The organism is Lentzea sp. NPDC051208 (assembly GCF_040682435.1).
Taxonomy (GTDB): domain Bacteria; phylum Actinomycetota; class Actinomycetes; order Mycobacteriales; family Pseudonocardiaceae; genus Lentzea; species Lentzea kristufekii.
Window position 1 is genome coordinate 91,224 of record NZ_JBFBAW010000022.1, and the last position, 20,605, is coordinate 111,828.

Annotated in this window: 18 protein-coding genes and 1 tRNA gene; 10 read left to right on the plus strand and 9 right to left on the minus strand. The window is 69.5% G+C overall.

The features are described 5' to 3' along the window. Positions 1-85 precede the first annotated feature (85 nt). The 5 genes from AB0M48_RS38375 to AB0M48_RS38395 all read right to left on the minus strand — a co-directional run bounded on the left by AB0M48_RS38375 (position 86) and on the right by AB0M48_RS38395 (position 6,517). The gene (locus AB0M48_RS38375) at positions 86-640 is read right to left on the minus strand and encodes an EF-hand domain-containing protein (RefSeq protein WP_363851878.1); all 555 of its coding nucleotides are present in this window, start codon (positions 638-640) and stop codon (positions 86-88) included. 18 nt (positions 641-658) lie between these two features. Continuing rightward, positions 659-3,055 carry an excinuclease ABC subunit UvrA gene (locus tag AB0M48_RS38380; RefSeq protein ID WP_363851881.1) on the minus strand — a complete coding sequence of 799 codons (2,397 nt, stop codon included), beginning with the start codon at positions 3,053-3,055 and terminating at the stop codon, positions 659-661. Between the two features lie 52 nt (positions 3,056-3,107). After that, positions 3,108-3,824 (minus strand): GNAT family N-acetyltransferase, encoded by a 717-nt coding sequence (locus AB0M48_RS38385; protein ID WP_363851884.1) that lies wholly within the window; start codon positions 3,822-3,824, stop codon positions 3,108-3,110. Position 3,825: 1 nt separating this feature from the next. Next, entirely contained in the window at positions 3,826-4,380 is a 555-nt protein-coding gene (locus AB0M48_RS38390) for an EF-hand domain-containing protein (RefSeq protein ID WP_363851887.1), read from the minus strand. A gap of 73 nt (positions 4,381-4,453) precedes the next feature. After that, positions 4,454-6,517, minus strand: coding sequence for a hypothetical protein (locus AB0M48_RS38395; protein ID WP_363851890.1), 2,064 nt, complete (start codon positions 6,515-6,517; stop codon positions 4,454-4,456). 261 nt (positions 6,518-6,778) lie between these two features. On the opposite strand from AB0M48_RS38395, the gene AB0M48_RS38400 reads away from it, so the two are divergent. From AB0M48_RS38400 to AB0M48_RS38415, 4 genes are all read left to right on the plus strand, one after another. Next, positions 6,779-7,558: a hypothetical protein gene (locus AB0M48_RS38400; protein ID WP_363851893.1), complete on the plus strand. Its 780-nt coding sequence runs from the start codon at positions 6,779-6,781 to the stop codon at positions 7,556-7,558. Between the two features lie 92 nt (positions 7,559-7,650). Then, positions 7,651-8,469 (plus strand): helix-turn-helix transcriptional regulator, encoded by an 819-nt coding sequence (locus AB0M48_RS38405; RefSeq protein WP_363851895.1) that lies wholly within the window; start codon positions 7,651-7,653, stop codon positions 8,467-8,469. 10 nt (positions 8,470-8,479) lie between these two features. Next, positions 8,480-8,644: a DUF397 domain-containing protein gene (locus tag AB0M48_RS38410; RefSeq protein WP_363851899.1), complete on the plus strand. Its 165-nt coding sequence runs from the start codon at positions 8,480-8,482 to the stop codon at positions 8,642-8,644. Positions 8,645-8,687: 43 nt separating this feature from the next. Continuing rightward, positions 8,688-9,239 carry a hypothetical protein gene (locus tag AB0M48_RS38415; RefSeq protein ID WP_363851902.1) on the plus strand — a complete coding sequence of 184 codons (552 nt, stop codon included), beginning with the start codon at positions 8,688-8,690 and terminating at the stop codon, positions 9,237-9,239. On the opposite strand, the gene AB0M48_RS38420 is transcribed toward AB0M48_RS38415, so the two are convergent. From AB0M48_RS38420 to AB0M48_RS38430, 3 genes are all read right to left on the minus strand, one after another. Further along, a complete protein-coding gene (locus AB0M48_RS38420; protein ID WP_090064506.1) occupies positions 9,233-9,427 on the minus strand; it encodes a PspC domain-containing protein in 195 nt (64 codons plus the stop codon). The two genes, AB0M48_RS38415 and AB0M48_RS38420, sit on opposite strands and share 7 nt — an antisense overlap. Positions 9,428-9,498: 71 nt before the next feature. Beyond that, entirely contained in the window at positions 9,499-10,143 is a 645-nt protein-coding gene (locus tag AB0M48_RS38425; protein WP_363851905.1) for a TetR/AcrR family transcriptional regulator, read from the minus strand. Positions 10,144-10,170: 27 nt separating this feature from the next. Further along, positions 10,171-10,557 carry a hypothetical protein gene (locus tag AB0M48_RS38430; RefSeq protein ID WP_363851908.1) on the minus strand — a complete coding sequence of 129 codons (387 nt, stop codon included), beginning with the start codon at positions 10,555-10,557 and terminating at the stop codon, positions 10,171-10,173. Between AB0M48_RS38430 and lnt the strand changes: the two genes are divergently transcribed. The 3 genes from lnt (at position 10,556) to AB0M48_RS38445 (ending at position 13,350) form a co-directional block, all read left to right on the plus strand. Further along, positions 10,556-12,022 carry an apolipoprotein N-acyltransferase gene (lnt, locus tag AB0M48_RS38435; protein ID WP_363851911.1) on the plus strand — a complete coding sequence of 489 codons (1,467 nt, stop codon included), beginning with the start codon at positions 10,556-10,558 and terminating at the stop codon, positions 12,020-12,022. The two genes, AB0M48_RS38430 and lnt, sit on opposite strands and share 2 nt — an antisense overlap. Continuing rightward, positions 12,006-12,773, plus strand: a complete 768-nt coding sequence (locus tag AB0M48_RS38440) for a polyprenol monophosphomannose synthase (RefSeq protein WP_363851914.1) — start codon at positions 12,006-12,008, stop codon at positions 12,771-12,773. The genes lnt and AB0M48_RS38440 overlap by 17 nt, the downstream gene beginning before the upstream one ends. Before the next feature lie 103 nt (positions 12,774-12,876). After that, the gene (locus AB0M48_RS38445; RefSeq protein WP_363851917.1) at positions 12,877-13,350 is read left to right on the plus strand and encodes a TspO/MBR family protein; all 474 of its coding nucleotides are present in this window, start codon (positions 12,877-12,879) and stop codon (positions 13,348-13,350) included. 20 nt (positions 13,351-13,370) lie between these two features. Here AB0M48_RS38445 and AB0M48_RS38450 read toward each other — a convergent pair whose 3' ends face one another. Further along, a complete protein-coding gene (locus AB0M48_RS38450; protein WP_363851920.1) occupies positions 13,371-13,799 on the minus strand; it encodes a DUF4383 domain-containing protein in 429 nt (142 codons plus the stop codon). 353 nt (positions 13,800-14,152) lie between these two features. On the opposite strand from AB0M48_RS38450, the gene AB0M48_RS38455 reads away from it, so the two are divergent. The 3 genes from AB0M48_RS38455 (at position 14,153) to AB0M48_RS38465 (ending at position 20,546) form a co-directional block, all read left to right on the plus strand. Then, positions 14,153-14,236, plus strand: a tRNA-Tyr gene (locus AB0M48_RS38455). A gap of 76 nt (positions 14,237-14,312) precedes the next feature. After that, positions 14,313-14,804, plus strand: a complete 492-nt coding sequence (locus AB0M48_RS38460; protein ID WP_363851923.1) for a Gmad2 immunoglobulin-like domain-containing protein — start codon at positions 14,313-14,315, stop codon at positions 14,802-14,804. A 276-nt stretch (positions 14,805-15,080) separates the two neighbouring features. After that, a complete protein-coding gene (locus AB0M48_RS38465; RefSeq protein ID WP_363851926.1) occupies positions 15,081-20,546 on the plus strand; it encodes a carboxyl transferase domain-containing protein in 5,466 nt (1,821 codons plus the stop codon). Positions 20,547-20,605 lie beyond the last annotated feature (59 nt).

Sequence of the window (20,605 nt, forward strand, 5' to 3'; positions counted from 1 at the left end):
GCGCACGCGGGGACCCTACGTACTCCATGAAGATACGCTGGGCCCCCGCGTGCCGGCCGCGGTGGCGTGGCGTGGGGTGGGGTGGTCAGAGCGGGCCGAGCAGCCAGCCTCCCGGCCCGTCCTCGTCCTCCGAGAAGTAGAACGCCCGCCAAGCGGCGAGCAGGTCCTCGGTGCCGATCAGCCCGTCGCCGTCGTGGTCGAGCCGCGCGTGCACGGCCCGTGCGTCGGCCTCGGACACGTGCATCAACGCCATGGACCACCGCACGTGCTCGTCCACGCCGAGCCGGCCGTCACCGTCGTGGTCGGCGACGGCCAGCAGCGCGTCGAGGTACGGCACGTAGACGTCGTCGAACGCCTCGGGGCGTCCCAGCAGGCCGAGCACGAACGCCGCCCGGTACTCGGCCAGGCTGATCCGTTCGTCGTTGTTCGTGTCCGTCACGGCGACGAGGTGGTCCCACACGCCCAGCAGCTGCTCGTGCAGCCGCTTCGCGCGCTCGTCGTCGTCGGTCAGACCGAACGCCGAGGTCAGCCGGGTGCTCGCCAGTTCGAAGTCCTTGCGCTCGACGTACCCGTCCCGGTCGCTGTCGTAGGTCTCGAACCTGCGAGTGAGCCTGCGGTCCAGGAACGGCGTGATCTTCATGTCTCCTTGTGTACCCCGTCAGCGCTTCTTCTTGCGTGCCGGGGCGCCCACGTAGTCCGCGAGGTGCTCGCCGGTCAGCGTCGAGCGGCCGGCGACCAGGTCGGCCGGGGTGCCCTCGAAGACCACCTTGCCGCCGTCGTGGCCGGCGCCGGGGCCCAGGTCGATGATCCAGTCGGCGTGCGCCATCACGGCCTGGTGGTGTTCGATCACGATCACCGACTTGCCCGATTCGACGAGGCGGTCCAGGAGCGCCAGGAGCTGCTGGACGTCGGCCAGGTGCAGGCCGGTCGTCGGCTCGTCCAGGACGTAGACGCCGCCCTTGTCCGCCATGTGCGTGGCGAGCTTCAGGCGCTGCCGCTCGCCGCCGGACAGGGTCGTGAGCGGCTGGCCCAGCGACAGGTAGCCCAGGCCGACGTCGTTGAGCCGCTCCAGGATCGCGTGCGCGGCGGGCGTGCGGGCCTCACCGGAGCCGAAGAACTCGACGGCCTCGGCGACGGGCATCGCGAGCACCTCCGAGATGTCGCGACCGCCGAACTTGAACTCCAGCACGGCCTGGTCGAACCGCTTGCCCTCGCAGACGTCGCAGGGGGACTCGATCGTCGCCATGATGCCGAGGTCGGTGAACACCACGCCGGCGCCGTTGCAGTTCGGGCACGCGCCCTCGGAGTTCGCGCTGAACAACGCGGGCTTCACGCCGTTGGCCTTGGCGAACGCCTTGCGGATCGGCTCCAGCAGGCCGGTGTAGGTCGCGGGGTTGGACCGGCGCGAACCCTTGATGGGCGTCTGGTCGACCACGATCGCCCCGGCGTCGCGCGGCAGCGACCGGTGGATCAGCGACGACTTGCCCGAGCCCGCCACACCCGTGACCACGGTCAGCACCCCGAGGGGGATGTCGACGTCGACGTCGCGCAGGTTGTTCGCGGACGCCCCGCGGATCTCCAGGACGCCGGTCCGCTCCCGCACCGACGGCTTCAGCGCCGCGCGGTCGTCGAGGTGGCGGCCGGTCACGGTGTCGCTCTTGCGCAACCCCTCCAGCGTTCCCTCGAAGCAGATCGTGCCGCCGCCCCGCCCGGCACCGGGACCGAGGTCGACGATGTGGTCCGCGATCGCGATCGTCTCGGGCTTGTGCTCCACGACGAGGACGGTGTTGCCCTTGTCCCGCAGGCGGAGCAGCAGGTTGTTCATCCGCTCGATGTCGTGCGGGTGCAGCCCGATCGTCGGCTCGTCGAACACGTACGTCACGTCGGTCAGCGCGGACCCGAGGTGCCGGATCATCTTGACGCGCTGCGCCTCACCACCGGAGAGCGTGCCCGCCGGCCGGTTCAGCGACAGGTACCCGAGACCGATCTCCACGAACGAGTCCAGGGTGTGCGCGAGCTTGTCCACCAGCGGCGCGACGGACTTGTCCTTCACCCCGCGGATCCAGTCCGCCAGGTCCGTGATCTGCATGTCGCACAGGTCCGCGATCGAGACGCCCTTGATCTTGGACGACCGCGCCGCCTCGGTCAGGCGGGTGCCGGAGCACTCGGGGCAGGTGCCGAACGTCGCCGCGCGGTCCACGAACGCGCGGATGTGCGGCTGCAGCGCCTCGCGGTCCTTGGACAGCATGGACTTCTGCAGCTTCGGGATCAGGCCCTCGTAGGTCAGGTTGATGCCGTTGACCTTGATCTTGACCGGGTCCCGGTACAGGAAGTCGTGCAGTTCCTTCTTGGTGTACTTGCGGATCGGCTTGGCCGGGTCGATGAAACCCGACTGCGCGAACGTCTGCACGGTCCACTGGTTGTCGACGTTGTAGCCGGGCACCTTGATCGCACCCTCGAGGATCGACTTCGACTCGTCGTAGACCTCGGTCAGATCGATGTCGGAGACCTGGCCACGGCCCTCGCACCGCGGGCACATGCCGCCGGTGATGGAGAACTCGCGGCGCTCCTTGACCTTCTGGCCGCCCTTCTCGATCGTCACGGCGCCCGCGCCGGAGATCGAGGCGACGTTGAACGAGAACGCCTGCGGGCCGCCGATGTGCGGCGCGCCGAGGCGGCTGAACAGGATGCGCAGCATCGCGTGCACGTCGGTCGCGGTGCCGACGGTCGAGCGCGGGTCGGCGCCCATCCGCTGCTGGTCGACCAGGATCGCCGTGGTGATCCCCTCCAGCAGGTACACCTCGGGACGCGGCAGCGTCGGCATGAACCCCTGGATGAACGCGCTGTAGGTCTCGTTGATCAGCCGCTGCGACTCCGCGGCGATGGTGCCGAACACCAGCGAGCTCTTGCCGGACCCGGAGACACCGGTGAAGACCGTCAGCCGGCGCTTCGGGATCTCCACGTCGACGTCGCGGAGGTTGTTGACCCGCGCGCCCTGCACGCGGATCAGGTCGTGGGTGTCGGCATCGTGCGCCGCCGGTGCTGTCCTGGTCATGGCGCAAAGCTAGCCCGCGCCACTCGGCTCTGCCTTCTTGATTCCTGATCGGTTACCCACGAATCCGGTAGTGGTAGGTGCACACCTCGCGGAACCCCGTCCGTTCGTACAGCCGGAACGCCGCGGTGTTCGCCTTTTCCATCTGCAGGTACATGTGGTTCGCCTCGTGCGTGGCCGCCCACGAGGCCAGTGCGGCGAGCACGGACCGTGCGGCGCCCTGACCGCGTGCGTGGGGAAGTGTCGCCATGCCGAACACCCCGGCCCAGCCCTCCTCCGTCACCGCACGCCCCACGGCCACCACCTGGCCGTCCACCTCGGCGTACGCGTAGGCGGACGGATGCTCGACACGGCTGAGCAGGTCGCGTTCGGCGCTGACGTCCCGCGTGGTCACCGCCTGCCACGCCGCGAGCCACTCGTCGGTCGGCCGCGCCGTCACCTCGCCCGCGTCCGAGCGGGACTGGCGCAGCACCTCGGAGGTCGACGCGATCTGCAGGGACATGTCATGGCCCCGCGCGTAGCCCCTGGCGTCCAGCATCCGGTCGAGATCGGCGGCGCAGACGCCCGGCGTGATCTGGAACCTCGTCCCGGTTCCGCGTTCGGCGCAGAACTCCTCCGCCTGCTCCACCCGGTCCTCGCGGTCGTGCGGCAGCACCGCGCTCACCCACCAGGCGTCGCCGGGGGAGTGCCGCAGCCACCAGCCGCCCGCCTCCTCGACGTGCGCGGCGGGCTGGGCGCGCGCCGCGCACTCCTGCAGCGTCTTCAGCAGCACGTCAGTCCAACGACCCCAGCAGCCAGTTGCCCGCCTCGGCGGGATCCTCGGAGAAGTAGAACTCGCGGATGGCCGCCAGCAGGGCCTCTGTGGACAGCAGTCCGTCCTCGTCGGACAGCAGGTCGTGGATTCCCCGCGCGTCGCGCTCCGAGAGGTGCAGCAACGCGCCGGTCCATCTCACGTGCTCTTCGAGGGTCAGTTTGCCGTCGCCGTCCTCGTCCGCGATCGACATCAGCGCGTCCAGGAACGGCACATAACCCTCGTCGAACGACTCCGGTGTCTCCAGCAGGCCGTTCGCGAACGCGTTCTTGTACTCGTCGACGCTGATGCGCCCGTCGCGGTCCCGATCGGCGACCGACGAGAGGTGCTCCCACAGCCCGATCAGCACGTCGTGGAACCGCACGGCCTTCGGATCGTCCACGACCAGCCCGAACGCCTTCGTGGTGCGCTCGCCCGCCTGTGTGAAGTCCTCCCGCTCGATGAACCCGTCGCCGTCGGTGTCGTAGGTCCGGAACCGGCGGGCGAGCTTGCGGTCGAGGAAGGCGGTGATTTCCACAGGACCCTTCTACCGCATCCGGCTGTGAAGCGACACGCCCGCGTTCCATCACGAACGGGGACCGGTCCGGACCTCAGCGACGTCCCAGCCCGGACAGCGCGCTCGCGACGACCACCATGCCGATCATCCCGATCACCGCCGCCACACCGCCGACCGCCGGTTTCGACACCTGCTGGACGTGCGCGACCGGCTGCGGCGGCGCTGGTTCGTCCCGTGGCGGCGCAGGTGGTTCGGGATCGGGCGGGAGCGGGGCGCCGACCGACTCGATCCGGACGATCGCGCTCTCGCTGATCGCGCCGCCGGCACCCGCGCCGGACACCGTCAGCCGGGAGTTCATCGGGGCGGTGACCTGGCAGGTGTAGGTGACGCGGGAGCGGGGGGCCAGCACCGGGAACGTCCGGCGGCACGCGGCGGGCTCGCCGCTCACCTGCACGTTCGCGATCGGCAGGGCGGACGGGTTGCCGACCGTGACCGTGACGGTGACGACCTCGCCGTCCCGTGCGCGGTCCTTCGACCAGGCCGCGCTGATGGTCAGTCGCGGGTAGATGACCTCGACCCGCACGGACGCCGACGCCTCGACCTTGCCGCCGATCCTGTCGGCGGCCGAGACGGTCGAGGTCAGCGCGCCGCTCTCGTCACCCGCCGGGGCCGTGCAGGTGACCGCGGAGGTGGCTCCGGGGTCGAGCTGACCCTGCATGGGATCGCACCCGGCAGCCGCGCGAGCGGTGAGGCCGTAGAGCGGGGTGTCGCCGGTGTTCGTGACCGTCGTCGTGAACTTCACCGCCTGGCCCGGGAGCGCTGTCACCGGTTCCGACGTGGCGGTCGCGCGCAACGCCGGGTGCAGCACGTCCACGGTCGACGAGTGCTGCGCCGCGAGTGGATCACCGGCGAGACTGGTGCCGCTCACCGTGACCGTCGTGGGGTAGTCGTCGTCGCCCGCCGTGGACGAGCACGTGCGCGTCGCCGTGGCGTGCGGGGCGATCGTGCCGACCTGCTGGCCGCACACGGTCACGCCGGTGGCGGGCGCGTCACCGGCGTTGGTGATCGTCGCGGTCTGCGCGACGGTGTCCTTCGGGTGTGCGACGGGCCTGCCGGGGTCGACCGTGAGGGTGAGTTCGGGCAGCGGGAACGACCACGCGATGCTCTGGACGAGGAACGCGTCCTCCGCCCTCCTGAACGCCAGGTCGGCGCTCTTCGTGCCGGGCTTGAGGACGTTCGCGTCGACGGTGACTATGCGCGCGTCGACGCTCATGTTGTTGGGGTACGCGGCGCCCTGCGCGGACGACACGAACGCGTTGCGCCCGCCGACCGCCGCGCCGTTGATCAGCATCTGGTCGCCGTCCGTGGCCCAGTCGCCCTCGTACGCGGTGATGCCGACACGGATGACCCCGCCGGTGGGGTGCGTCGGCGCGATCGGGGTGTGCAGCACCTGCTTCCCCGTGGCGAGCCGGACATGGCCGCCGTGCACCGTGACGTGCCGCTTCGCGGGTGCCGCCGCGGTGGCGCCGGGGAACTTCCACACGACCGTCAGCGACCAGCCGCCGAAGCAGTCGAACCCCTGCGGCGCCCAGACGTTGCCGACCGTCACGGTGCCGCTCGTCAACGCCCGCGTGACGTCGGCTTCGGCGCTGTAGAAGGCGTTGTCGGTGTGCGAGAGGTCGTCCGGGCCGTCGAGGACGAACCGGCCGGGGCTGACGCGGGTGCCGTTGAAGATGACGGGGTCCCGTGGCGTGCCGGGCGGGCTCACACCGTCGCGGCAGGTCGCGCTGCCCGCCCAGCCGAGCTTGGCGTAGGCGACCCTCGCCCCGGCGGGGATGCTGAGCTGGGCGCTCGACGAGGTGAACGTCGCCGGGTCGTCGTCGACGTCGGTCCACGACATGCGGTGGCCGTTGTTCAGCGCGGACGGCCCGTGACCCTTGCGGTGCAACGCGTCCACACAGGACCGCGGAGGGTACTTGGGGTGAGGCCCCGCCTGCTCGGGCGTCGGGCAGGTCAGGACGGAGTTGCCGACGACCGTGACGTCCCCGTACACCGCCTCGGTGAACTGGGTGCGCCACACCTCGGCCGCGGCGACCGGCGGGCCCGGGGTGAGCAGCGGCACCAGCAGCACGACGGCGATGAGGATCGGTACACGCATGCCAGGCCTTCCGGTCGGGTCGGCCACAGGTTGGCACGGTTGGACGGCGTTGTCACCGCCCGTTGATCATCGCGTCCTCACTCTCCGTCGAGGACCGGCAACGTTGGTTCTCCTGTTCGTGTCAAGGGCTTCCGCTCCGGCCGTTCGAAGTGGACTTGCTGTGTCTTTGATCAACGCCCGTTGCTCTTGATGGGCGGCGAAGACTGCCGGGAAGCGTGGTGTCGGTGGCCAAACGGTGTCCGCTGTGGGGAGATGGAGGACATGTGGACCGCGCTAGTCATCGTTCTCGCGTCGGTGGTCGTCACGGTGATCGCCTGCGTCCTGTTCGGGCGTTCCCGTGCCCACGACCAGGCCGACGACAGGGACGCGGACTCGCGCGGCTTCCTCGGCGCGGTGATCAGCGGCCTGTTCATCGTCGCGCTGGCGTTCTACGTGGTGATCGTCTGGGAGGAGAGCGGCGCCGCCGAGGACAACGCCGCCCGCGAGGCCGCCGCGATCGCCGACGTCTACTGGCAGACCCCCGTCATACCGCAACCGCAGCGCGACCACATCCGCTCACTGCTCACCGAGTACCCGAAACTGGTGGCGGACAAGGAATGGCCCAAGCTGGCGGTGGGAGAGTCCGACGACAGGACCACCGAGACACTGCATTCGCTGCACAGCGAGATCCTGTCGCTGCCCACGTCACCGGACCAGGTGAAGACCGCGCGCGAACGGTCGCTGGAGCGGATGCGGGAGGTCACCGACCTGCGGCGCGACCGGCTGGATTCGGCCGGTGGCCTGGACAAGACCGGCCGGATCATGCTGATCGGGACGATCGCGGGTGCCGTCGCGATGATCCTGTTCCCGATGCTGATCGGGTTCACCGCGCGCAAGCGGCACATCCTGCAGATGAGCCTGACCTCGGCCGTGCTGGCGTTCGTCTGCGTGCTGTGCGCGGGGATGACCCAGCCGTTCGAGGGGTGGTTCCGGGTGCACCCGGAAGCGTTCACGAGCCTCACGGAGGAGTTGGCCGGCATACCGGTGGAGGAGAACCGGTGAAATCGTAGAACCCTTCTACGCCTGCTTCTTTCAGGGCAATTCGGGTCCGAAACGATGGAGGAGGAGGGACGGGCGGGGCTAATTTCTCGGCCATGCCAAAAAGAGTGTCCACTGTGCTGGGTCGCGAGTTCGGCGACAACCTGCGCGCCATGATCGCCCGCACCGGCCTGAAGGAAGCCGAGCTGGCACGACGGCTCGGCTGGGAGCACGCCAAGTTGTCGGACCTGGTCAACGGCAAAGGCGGCACCTCGCTGGAGGAGTTCACCTACCTGCTGGGTGTGTGCGGGGTGAAGCCGGACGAGTTCCAGTACCTCAAGGGACTCTTCCTGGAGTCGCGGGAGAAGGGCTGGCTGCAGCTTTACGAGTCGGTGCTGCCGCCGCACGTTCGGACGCTGATCCAGCACGAGCGGCTCGCCAAGGAGATCGTGATCTGGAGCTCGTTGTTCATCCCGGGGCTCCTGCAGATCGAGTCGTACGCACGCGCTGTCGCCGAGGACTCGCCGTTCGTCGAGGACGAGAACATCCGGGAGTGGGTCTCGGCTCGGATCGAGCGCACAGGGATCGTGGCGGGACACAAGAAGTTCGTCTTCTACGTGTACGAGCCGGTGCTGCACTCGAACGTCGGCGGCGCCGACGTGCTGACGGAGCAGCTGCATGAACTGCTGCGCATGTTGATCCGGCCTTACATCACCTTGCGGGTCGTGCCCGCAGGACGCGCGCTCACCGGTGATTTCACCCTCTTGAAGTTCGAGAAGTATGAGCCAGTGGTCTTCGACGGCGGCCTGAACTCCGCGTTGTTTCTCGATGACAAGGCATCAATCGGCCTCTACCAAGAAGTGGTGAAGCAGATGGACCGCGTCGCCCTCGGTAGGGAAGAATCAAGGGAGTTGATCACCCGCATCGTGTCCTGAGGAGGCTCGGATGGTCGAGTGGCGGAAGAGCAGCTACAGCGCGACCGGCCAGGACTGCGTCGAGATCGGGCACGGCGTCGGCATCCGGGACTCCAAGGCTCCCGCCGCCCACCTGCCGGTCGAACCGGCCGCGTGGGAGGCGTTCCTTCGCCTGGTCACCGACCACACCGGCTGAGGCCTCTGAGATGATCCCCCGGACGACCTGACCTGGGGGAAGCATGTGGGGACGCAGGACCGCGCCGCAGCGGCTGGCCGAGTCGGCCGGGTTCACCTGGAAGCACGTCGAGGACCAGAGCGAGCTGAACGTCGCCATGATGGCGGCGTACGTGGCCGCGAGCCGGGCGGTGCCCGGCGACGTGCTGCCGATGGTCGGCAGGGTCGCGGAGAAGCTGGCCGCCGAGGAGGCCGGCCACGACCTCGTGGTGGCGCTGGTCGAGGACCTGCAGAACCTCACCTCCCACGGCCTGGAGCAGCTGCGCACGGCCGAGGAGATCAAGGCGGTGCTCGGGCCGCGCTGCCTTCTCGTGTGGGAGGCGGTGGACGGGTTCTGGGCGGCGGTCGCCGAGTGGCGCCGGGGTACCGGCGAGCCGCTGCGGTCCACTGAGGACGTGCTGTCCGTCGAGAACGAGGGACTGCGCGCGAACCTGTGGACCTCGAACAGGAGCCTGGGCGACGGCACGCGCGTCGGCCTCAGCGAGGCGCTCCTGTTCGAGAAGGCCGGCGGTGCCGCGATCCCCGGCTACCGCGAGCTCCACAACGCCGGTCAGTAGCCGCGGTCGGGCAGCATCACCCAGAGCACGAGGTAGACGACGAACTGCGGTCCGGGCAGAAGGCAGGACAGCAGGAACAGAAGGCGCACGGTGCCCGCCTTCATCCCCCAGCGCTGGGCGAGCCCCGCGCAGACACCCGCGATCATCCGGTTGGTCCTGGGCCTGCTCAAAGCAACTGTCGTGGTCATAGACCAAGGATGCCCACTATCAGGCAACTCCCACATCGGGACGAACCCTGGTTCGACCCGGATGAGGCAGGTCACCCGATTCCAGGGGTCCGGACTGCAACAGCGACGGGCTGTCCGGCGTTGGCGGTCGAGAGCTGATCGACGAACCTGAGGCACGTGGTGCGCATGGTGTCCACCGTCATGGCCTGCGAGCCGGCGAGCACCTGGAGCGCGAGGCCGTCGAGCATGCTGACCATCATGTTCGCCAGCTCGAGCGGGTCGCCGGACGGGTGGATGTCGCCGGAGGCCTGGCCGTCGCGGAAGATGCTCGCCACGATGTCGCGCCACTCGCCGTAGAAGCGCTCGTTGAGCTCCTGCAGTTCCGGATTGCGGATGGCCTCGACCCAGAGCTCGACCCAGACCTTCCACGCCTCGACGGTCTCGGCGCCCTCGGGCAGGTACGACTCGACCACCATGCGCAGGCGCGAGAGCGGCGGCTCGTCGGACTCGAGGATCCAGCGGCGGCGCGCCACCGAGACCTCGAAGCAGTGCTCGAAGGCCGCGTCGGTGAGTTCGCGCTTGGTCTCGAAGTAGTAGTGCACCGTGCCGCCGGACACGCCGGCGTCCTTGGCCACGTCGGACACCCGGAGATGGCGGAAGCCCTCAGCCGCGATCACCTTGCAGGTGGACGCGAGGATCTGCGCCTTGCGTTCGGCTTCCACGCTTGGACGGGGCATCCGTCACCTCCTGATTTAGCCCGAACCTTACCGAAACAGGGAGCAGAGCTTGCGGCTGTCGACCTTTTCGCCTCGGTCAACGGGTGACGCGGGAAGGATCGGCACCTTTCTGGTCTGGTGATGCTCACCCAGTTCGACCACCACCGAATCACGAATTCTGTCGACATCGACATCCGGACTTTCGCCGGTGCCGAACCGGGTATCGGCCGTTTCGCGCAACGGGGTTCGGCCCTTCGGCTGTCCACTGCCGACCGTGTGTGGACAGCCGCTCCACGCGCGATCGACATGGGTCGTACGTCCCGCACACGCCCACGGCTCGTACGCTGGCCGGGTGGTCGCACCCCCCATCGCGCCGGAATCGCCGGAATCACCCGCGCGCAGGCGAAGAGTGAGCCGTCCGGTGTTGTCGCGCATGGCACTGGCCGTCGCCGGCGGCGTGCTGATCTACCTGAGCTTTCCGCCGCGTCCGCTGTGGTTCCTGGCGCCGGTCGGCTTCGCCCTCCTCGCGTACGTGATCTACGACCGGCGTGCGCGCGCCGGGTTCGGGTACGGGCTGCTGTTCGGGCTCGGGTTCATGGTGCCGCTGCTGCGGTGGACCGGTGAGTTCGTCGGGCTGATCGCGTGGCTGCCGCTGGCGCTGGTGTGCGCCCTGATGATCTCGATCGGCACCGCCGCGATGGCGTTCGCCTCGCGCGTGCCGGGATGGCCGCTGTGGGCGGCGTGCCTGTGGGTGGCGGACGAGGCGTTGCGCGGTGTGGTCCCGTTCGGCGGCTTCACCTGGGGCAAGGTCGCGTTCGGGCAGCCGGAGGGCTGGTTCCTGCCGCTCGCGTCGCTGGGCGGAGCGCCGCTGGTGACGTTCGCGGTGGTGCTGACCGGCTTCGGGCTGTTCTGGCTCACGAAGAACTGGAGGCTCGGCCTGCCGCTGTTCGTGGTGCCGCTGGTGGTGGGCCTGGTGGTGCCCGTGGGAGTGGACGCCTCCGCGGGGACCGTCACCGTCGCCGCGATCCAGGGCAACGTGCCGCGCGCGGGGCTCGACTTCAACGCACAGCGCCGGGCCGTGCTGGACAACCACGCCAAGCGCACCCTGCAGCTGGCCGGCGACGTCGCCGCGGGCCGGGAGAAGCAGCCCGACATCGTCATCTGGCCGGAGAACTCGTCGGACATCGACCCGTTCCGCAACCCCGACGCCGCCGCGGTGCTCGACGCGGCGGCCGACGCGATCAAGGCACCGATCGCGGTGGGCGCCGTGGTGCTCGACAAGAACGACGGGCTGCCGCGCAACACCGTGGTGCTGTGGGAGCCCGGCAAGGGGCCCACGGACACCTACACGAAGCGCAAGTTGCAGCCGTTCGGGGAGACGATGCCGATGCGGTCGTTCTTCCGGCTGTTCGCCTCGGAGGTGGATCGCGCGGGGGTCTTCCAGCCCGGCACGGACCCGGAGGGTTTCGTCATGGGGCCCGCGAAGGTCGCACTTGACACATGTTACGAAGTGGCGTTCGACTCAGTGGTCCGCGACTCCGTGACGGCCGGCGCGACGATCATCGCGATCCCGACGAACAACGCCACGTTCGGGTACACGGAGATGACCTACCAGCAGCTTTCCATGTCCAGACTGCGGGCGGTGGAGCACGGCCGGGCCGTGGTCGTGGCGGCCACCTCAGGCGTCAGCGCGATCGTCGAACCCGACGGTTCCGTCACTCGGAAGACTGGGCTTTTCGAGCCTGGTGCCCTGGTCGCGACACTGCCGCTGCGGTCGCAGACTACGCTGGCGACTTGGCTAGGAGCCTGGCCCGAGTGGGTGATGACCGCTGCGGGCCTCGCGGCGTTGGCGCTGGGCTTCACCCGACGACGGAAGGACTCGAATGGCGCAGCAGCCTGACCAGGAACTCGGGCAGGTGCTGGTGGTGATCCCGACGTACAACGAGCGGGACAACATCGGAAAGATCGTCAAGAGGCTGCACACGGCACTGCCCGACGTGCACGTGCTGGTGGTCGACGACGGCAGCCCCGATGGCACCGGCCAGCTCGCCGACGAGATGGCGGCCGCCGACGACCGCGTGCACGTGATGCACCGCACCGAGAAGGCCGGGCTGGGCGCCGCGTACGTCGCGGGCTTCCAGTGGGCGCTCGACCGCAACTACGGCGTCATCTGCGAGATGGACGCCGACGGCTCGCACGCCCCGGAGCAGCTGCACCGGCTGCTCGACGCCCTGCCGCAGGCCGACCTGGTGCTGGGCTCGCGCTGGGTGCCGGGCGGCGAGGTCGTGAACTGGCCGGCGCAGCGCAAGTTCCTGTCGCTGGGCGGCTCGCTGTACTCGCGGCTCGCGCTGGGCGCGAACATCCGCGACATGACGGGTGGCTACCGGGCGTTCCGCGCGGACACCCTGCGCAAGCTGAACCTCGCCTCCGTCGCGTCGGCCGGGTACTGCTTCCAGATCGACCTGCTGTGGCGGACACTGGAGCTGGGCTTCCGGGTGCGCGAGGTGCCGATCACGTTCCTCGAGCGCGAGTTCGGCGAGTCGAAGATGAGCGGCAACATCGTCCGCGAGGCACTGATCCGCGTGACGAAGTGGGGCCTGCGCCGCCGCGGCAACCAGGTCAAGGACCTGTTCACCGGCAAGCGGAAGTAGTTGCGCGGCCACTTCGGACCGTTCGTCGTGGGCGGTCCGGAGTGACGGCCGTCATCGAGTTCGCCGGCGCTTCGCCCGACTCGTGAACGGGTATCACCCAGGCATGACGCTGGTATCCGAACGGCATCCGCTCCGCGCTCTCGGCCTGTTCGCCGCGGCCGTGCTGGTGACCGCCGTCGTGGGGTCGCTGTTCTCCGTCTCCGCCGGGTCGACCTACATGGCGCTGGAGCAGCCTTCCTGGGCGCCGCCCTCGTGGCTGTTCGGTCCGGTGTGGACGCTGCTCTACGTGATGATCGCGTTCGCCGGGTGGCTGGCGTGGCGGGCCGGGGCGACTCGGCGCGAGCTGACGCTGTTCGGCGTGCAGCTCGTGCTGAACGCCGCCTGGACGCCGTTGTTCTTCGGCCTCGGGTGGTTCTGGGTGGCGTTCGCCGAGATCCTGGTGCTGTGGCTCGCGATCGTCGCGGTGATCGTGGCCTTCACCAGGCGCAGCAAGGCCGCCGGCCTGCTCCTCGTGCCCTACCTGGGCTGGGTGAGCTTCGCGGCGGCCCTGAACCTGTCGATCGCCGTCCTCAACTGACGGGGCTCAACTCACGGCGCTCAGTTGACGGGCGAGTTGCTGCGCGCGCGTTCGACGGCGGTCGTCGCGATGCCGAGCACGATCATGCCCGCGCCGAGGCCGAGGTGCAGCCAGTTGTCGGCGGTGTTGACGGGCAGGAAGTTCGCGGCGGTGTGCTCGCCGATCGCCGAGCCGTACACCCACAGGAACACGTAGAGGCCACCGCCCGCCACGAGGAACGCACGGGCGAACTGGGCCCGCTTCGCGGCGAGCAGGCCGAGCACGCCGAACAGCAGGTGCACGAGGTTGTGCAGCACGGAGACGGCGAAGAGGCCGAACAGGAGGGCGCCTGAGTGGCCGGCGAAGCTCAGCTCGTCGTAGTGCGTGGTGATGCCCGGGATGAAGCCGAGCACACCGACGAGCAGGAACGCCGCTCCCACCGCTGAGGCTGCCGTTTGAACTGGTCGCATGCAGGGTGGCTACCCGGTGACGGCCGGGATGAACTCCCGGAGCACCTCCATGCCGGTCATCGTGGGCGCTCCGGCCGGTTCGGGGCCGAGCACGCGGGCCAGGACCGGGCCGAGCACCTCGCGCAAGAAGCGGTCGGCGTGGTCCTTGCTGTTCCCGCGAATGCCGGGATAAATGGTTGACCGCCGCGGGGACGCTCCGGCAAGGTGAGCCGCATGCGCCGCTATCTCAGCTATCCGCCCAGGTCAGGCTCTCCGTCGTGATGCCGTAAGGCGTCGCCGACGTCGAGAGCCGCCCTCACCGTGAGAACGGGTGAGGGCGGCTTTTTCGTGTGCTCGAAAAGTGGTCGAACAATGGTGGAGATGGGGCTGTGGAGCCCCGCCCGTCTGTAAAACGGGAGCCCCGTGCACAGTCGGTTCGACTCCGACCTCCACCACCAGCCGTTGCGCCAGCGGGGTGATCCCCGGCAACGACCTCCTCCCTCCCCGCGACCTACTGGTGGAGGAAGGGGAAACATGTCCATCGACATCCAGCAGCCCCGGCCGCAGGGCCTGGTCGGGAGCCACGTCCACATCGCCGGCACCGCGGGCGGAGCGTTCGAGGCTCAGTTCAACTACCGGATCCACGAGGGTCACGACGAGGTCGTGGGCGGGTTCACGGCCGGAGATGGCACCGGCGGCCACGGCCAGTTCCAGGTGCAGGCCGACGTGTCGGGTGCGTCGTTCGCGCTCGACCGGCTCTTCGTCGAGGTGTTCTGGGTCTCGCCCGAGGACGGCGCCGAACTCGACAAGATCATCGTGCCGGTCGTGTACGGGCCGCGGATCGTGCCCGGCTACCGGGTCTACCAGGAGTACGAGATCAAGCCCGGTGACACGCTGTGGGGGATCGCGACGCAGTTCTACGGCGCCGGCAACCTCTATCCGCGCCTGGTGCGGGCCAACCCGCACGCCATCACGGACCCCAACGTGATCACCCCCGGGACCGTGATCAGGGTTCCGCAGTCCTGAACCCGGCGGGTCCTCCCTCGACGCGGACAAGGGGGAGGACCCGCGCTCTTTCGGTCAGAACACCTCTGTGATCGCGCCGACACCCCTGGTCGTGAGTTCGGACACGGGCTCAAGTGAAGCTGTGCCGAGGACCTGGTGCCTTGTTGGTTTCATACAAAGCACGCTGCTCAACTCGTTCCGCTCCAGCGGTTTTGTTACCGGGTAGTAGACGAGAGTGTGTACATCGATTGGGCGGCGACTGCCGCTGAGGTTGTCTGTCCGCGAGGAGAGAAGTCGTTGTTCAGTCGTGTAGCGATCGTCAACCGCGGGGAAGCCGCAATGCGGCTGATCCACGCCGTCCGTGAACTCGCCGCCGAGTCAGGGGAACGGATCGAGACCGTCGCCCTGTACACCGATGTCGACAAGTCGGCGCCGTTCGTCCGAGAAGCCGACCTCGCCTACAACCTCGGCCTGGCGGCGGACCGTCCGTACCTGAACCTGCAGGTGCTGGAGAAGGCGCTCGTCGAGACCAAGGCCGACGCCGCGTGGGTCGGCTGGGGCTTCGTCGCCGAGATCCCCGAGTTCGCCGAACTGTGCGAGAAGGTCGGCGTCACGTTCGTCGGCCCGTCCGCCGAGGCCATGCGCAAGCTCGGTGACAAGATCGGCTCGAAGCTGATCGCCGAGGAGGTCGGGGTCCCGGTCGCGCCGTGGTCGCGCGGTGCCGTCGAGAACCTCGAGCACGCCTTGAAGGTGGCCGAGGAGGTCACCTACCCGCTGATGCTCAAGGCGACCGCCGGTGGTGGTGGCCGGGGTATCCGCAAGATCACCTCGCCCGCCGAGATGGAGGAGAACTTCGACCGCACCAGCATGGAGGCCGAGCGCGCGTTCGGCTCCGGCGTGATGTTCCTGGAGCGCCTGGTCACCGGCGCCCGGCACGTCGAGGTGCAGGTCATCGCCGACGGACAGGGCACGGCGTGGGCGCTCGGCGTCCGCGACTGCTCGGTGCAGCGGCGCAACCAGAAGATCATCGAGGAGTCGGCCTCCTGCGTGCTGGAGCAGCACCAGGTCGACGAGTTGAAGACGTCGGCGGAGCGGCTCGCGAACGCGGTGGGCTACCGCGGCGCGTGCACCGTCGAGTTCCTCTACCACCCCGGTGAGAAGCTCTTCGCGTTCCTCGAGGTCAACACCCGCCTGCAGGTCGAGCACCCGATCACCGAGATCACCACGAGCTTCGACCTGGTCAAGGCCCAGCTGCACGTCGCGGGCGGCGGCAGGCTCGAGGGCGAGAAGCCGGTCGAGCTCGGCCACGCCGTCGAGGCCCGTCTGAACGCCGAGGACCCGGACCGCGACTTCGCGCCGTGCCCCGGCACGATCGTTCGGCTGGAACTCCCCGCCGGCCCCGGCATCCGCGTCGACACGGGCGTGGCCGAGGGCTCGCAGATCCCCGCCGACTTCGACTCGATGATCGCGAAGATCATCGCCTACGGCCGCAACCGCGACGAGGCGCTGGGCAAGCTGCGCCGCGCCATGGCCGAGACGACCGTCATCATCGAGGGCGGCACGACCAACAAGAGCTTCGTGCTCGACCTGCTCGACGAGCCCGCCGTGATCGACGGCTCCGCCGACACCTCGTGGATCGACCGCGTCCGCGCCGACGGCGGCCTGGTCTCGCACCGCCACTCCGCGATCGCCCTGGCGGCCGCCGGCATCGAGGTGTACGAGGACGAGGAGCAGATCAACCGCACGGAACTGCTGGCGTCCGCCCGTGGCGGCCAGCCGCGCACGAACCACGAGGGCGCGGTCAAGCTGGAGTTCGTGCTGCGCGGCCAGCCGTACGTCGTGACCGTCGCCCGCGTCGGCGCCGCGAGCTACCGCGTCGGCGTGTCCGCCGCAGACTCCGAGACGGTGCTGACCGCGGACGTCGACGTCGAGCGGTTCGACCACCACGTCGGCCAGATCACCGTCAACGGCGAGCGGTTCCGCGTCGTCACCGGCACGCACGGCCCGGTCCACCAGGTCGAGGTCGACGGGGTCACCCACCGGGTCACCCGTGACGAGGGCGGTGTCCTGCGCTCGCCGATGCCCGCGCTCGTCGTCGCCACGCCGCTCGCGGTCGGTGCCGAGGTCGAGGCCGGGGCCCCGGTCCTGGTGCTCGAGGCGATGAAGATGGAGACGGTGCTGCGCGCGCCGTTCCGCGCCCGGCTCAGGGAGCTGAACGTCGTCGTCGGCACCCAGGTGCCCGCCGGTGGCGCGTTGCTGAAGCTCGAGGAGATCGAGGACGAGGCCGGCGCCGTCGAGGAGCGGAAGTCCGAGTCGGCGGTCGAGCTGGAGCTGCCCGCGCCGCGCACGGACGTCCGTCCGGAGGAGCTCGTCGCCAGCGGCATCGACGACCTGCGCAACCTGTTGCTGGGCTTCGACACCACCGCCGCCGACACCGAGCGCGTGCTGAAGGACTACATGAGCGCGCGGCACGACCTGCCGGAGCGGCCGCTGGTCCAGGAGGCCGAGCTGCTCGGCATCTTCGCCGACCTGTGCGACCTCTCGCGCAACCGTCCCGCCGGTGAGGACTCCAAGCCGGAGAACCACATCCACTCCCCGCGCGAGCACTTCCACACCTATCTCAAGACGCTCGACGCCGACCGCGCGGCGCTGCCGGAGAGCTTCCGCGCCCGCCTGCAGAGCGTGATCGGCCACTACGGCATCACCGAGCTCGACCGCACCCCGGAGCTGGAGCAGGCCGTCTTCCGGATCTTCGTGGCGCTGCGCCGCGGTGTGTTCGACGCGGCCGTCGCGACGACCGTGCTGCGCCAGTGGGTGCAGGAGGCGCCGCCGGTCGAGTCGGAGCGGGTCCGGATCGGCCTGGTGCTGGAGCACATCGTCGCCGCGACGCAGGTCCGCTACCCGGCGGTGGCCGACCTCGCCCGCAGCGTCGTGTTCACCTGGTTCGCCCAGCCGCTGGTGCGCCGCAACCGCGCCCGCGTGCACAGCGAGGTCCGCAAGCACCTGATCCACCTCGACGCGCACCCGCGGGCGGAGGACCGCGAGGAGCGGATCGTCGCGATGGTGGCGTCGGCCGAACCGCTGGTGCGCCTGCTCGGCCAGCGCATCGGCAAGCCCGGCGCGGACAACACCCCGCTGCTGGAGGTGCTGGCCCGCCGCTACTACACCAAGAAGGCGCTGGAGAACCCGCGCGTGCACGGCGCGTTCTTCATCGCGGAGAACGAGCCGGAGCAGACCCGCCTCGTCTCGACCGCGGTGGAGTTCCCGTCGCTGACCGACGCCATCGGTGACGTCGTCAAGCACGGCACCGGAAGCGCGGTCGTCGCGGACATCTACGTCAACTGGCCCGGCGGTCCGTCCGACCAGGACGAGATGGCCGCCGGTCTGGGTGCCGCCCTGGCCGCGCACCAGCTGCCGCCGACGATCACCCGCATCACCACCACGGTGGCGGGCCGCCGCGGTGAGTCGATGCACCACCACTTCACGTTCCGCCCGTCGTCCAACGGGTTCGCGGAGGAGAGGCTGGTGCGCGGGCTGCACCCGCGCATCGCCGAACGCATGCAGCTGGAGCGGCTGCGGGAGTTCGACCTCACCCGGCTGTCCTCAGTGGACGAGGACGTCTACCTGTTCCGCGCCGTGGCCAAGGCGAACAAGTCCGACGAGCGCCTCGTCGCGCTGGGCCAGGTCCGCGACCTGACGCCGTTGCGCGACGACGAGGGCCGGATCGTGGCCCTGCCCGCCGCCGAGGACGTCCTGGCGACCTGCCTGGACGGCATCCGCAGGGCTCGCGCACAGGCCGGTGGCCGCACCCGCCTGGCCACGAACCGCGTGGTGCTCTACGCGTGGCCGCCCACCGAGCTCGGGTCGAAGGACCTGGACGCGGTCGCTCAGCGCGTCCTGCCGACGACGGCCGGCCTGGACCTCGAAGAGGTCCTGTTCCTGGCCCGCCGCCGCGACCCCGCGTCCGGTGACGTCTCCGACATCGCGGTGCGGATCGCCAACGACGCCGGTTCCGGTGTGCGGTTCTCGTTCGTGCAGCCGCCGACGAACGCGATCCAGCCGTTGGACGACTACCGTCAGAACGTCCTGCGCGCCCAGTCGCGGGGCACGATCTACCCGTACGAGCTGGTCGACATGCTCGTCGGCGACGGCGGGTCCTTCGTGGAGCATGACCTCGTCGACGGTGCGCTGGTGCCGGTCGACCGCCCGCGCGGTGGCAACAAGGCCGGCATCGTCGTCGGTGTCGTGACCACGCCGACGCCCGCGTACCCCGAGGGCGTGAAGCGCGTGGTGCTGCTCGGCGACCCGACGAAGTCGCTGGGCGCGCTGGCTGAGCCCGAGTGCTCGCGGGTGATCCACGCCATCGACCTGGCCGAGGAGCTCTCCGTTCCGCTGGAGTGGTTCTCGCTGTCCTCCGGCGCGAAGATCTCGATGAGCTCCGGTGTCGAGAACATGGACTGGGTGGCCGCGGCGCTGAAGCGGATCGTCGAGTTCACGCAGGCCGGTGGTGAGATCAACGTCGTCGTCAACGGCATCAACGTCGGCGCCCAGCCGTACTGGAACGCCGAGGCCACGATGCTCATGCACACCAAGGGCATCCTGGTCATGACCCCGGACTCGGCGATGGTGCTGACCGGCAAGCAGGCGCTCGACTTCTCCGGTGGCGTCTCGGCCGAGGACAACTACGGCATCGGCGGCTACGACCGCGTCATGGGCCCGAACGGCCAGGCGCAGTACTGGGCCCCGAACCTGCGCTCGGCGTTCGACGTGCTGCTCGGGCACTACGAGCACAGCTACATCGCGCCGGGCGAGGCAGGTCCGCGCCGGGTGTCCACTTCGGACCCGTCTGACCGCGACGTCTCCTCGTACCCGCACGTGGTGGGAGACAGCCCGTTCACCACCGTCGGCGAGATCTTCTCGATCGAGTCGAACCCGGACCGCAAGAAGCCGTTCGACATCCGCACCGTCATGCGCGCCCTGTCCGACCAGGACCACGAGGTGCTGGAGCGCTGGGCCGGCATGGCCGACGCCGACACCGCCGTCGTCCAGGACGTGCACCTCGGCGGCATCCCGGTGACGCTGCTCGGCGTCGAGTCGCGCGGTGTCGCCCGCACCGGCTTCCCGCCCACCGACGGCCCGGACACCTACACCGCCGGCACGTTGTTCCCGAAGTCGTCGAAGAAGGCGGCCCGCGCGATCAACGCGGCCTCGGGCAACCGCCCGCTCGTCGTGCTGGCGAACCTGTCCGGCTTCGACGGCTCGCCGGAGTCGATGCGGGAACTGCAGCTGGAGTACGGCGCCGAGATCGGCCGCGCGATCGTCAACTTCCGCGGCCCCATCGTGTTCACCGTGATCTCGCGGTACCACGGCGGCGCGTTCGTGGTCTTCTCCAAGGCCCTGAACCCGTCCATGACGGTGCTCGCAGTAGAGGGCTCGTTCGCCTCGGTCATCGGCGGCGCGCCCGCCGCGGCCGTGGTGTTCGCCCGTGAGGTCGACGGCCGCACGGCCAACGACCCGCGCGTGAAGAAGCTGGAGTCCGCGGTGGCCGAGGCCTCCGGTGCCGAGCGGTCGGCCCTGACCACCGAGCTGGCCTCGACGCGGCAGTCGGTGCGGACCGAGAAGCTGAACGAGATGGCCGCCGAGTTCGACCGGGTGCACAGCGTGCAGCGCGCGGTCGAGGTCGGGGCGGTCGACGCGATCATCTCGGCGGCGCAGCTGCGGCCGGCGATCATCAAGGCGATCGAGGACGGTCTCGCGAAGTAGCCCTTAGGATCAAGCCCGGTCGTCCCGTGTGGGGTGGCCGGGCTTCTTCCTTGGGGGAA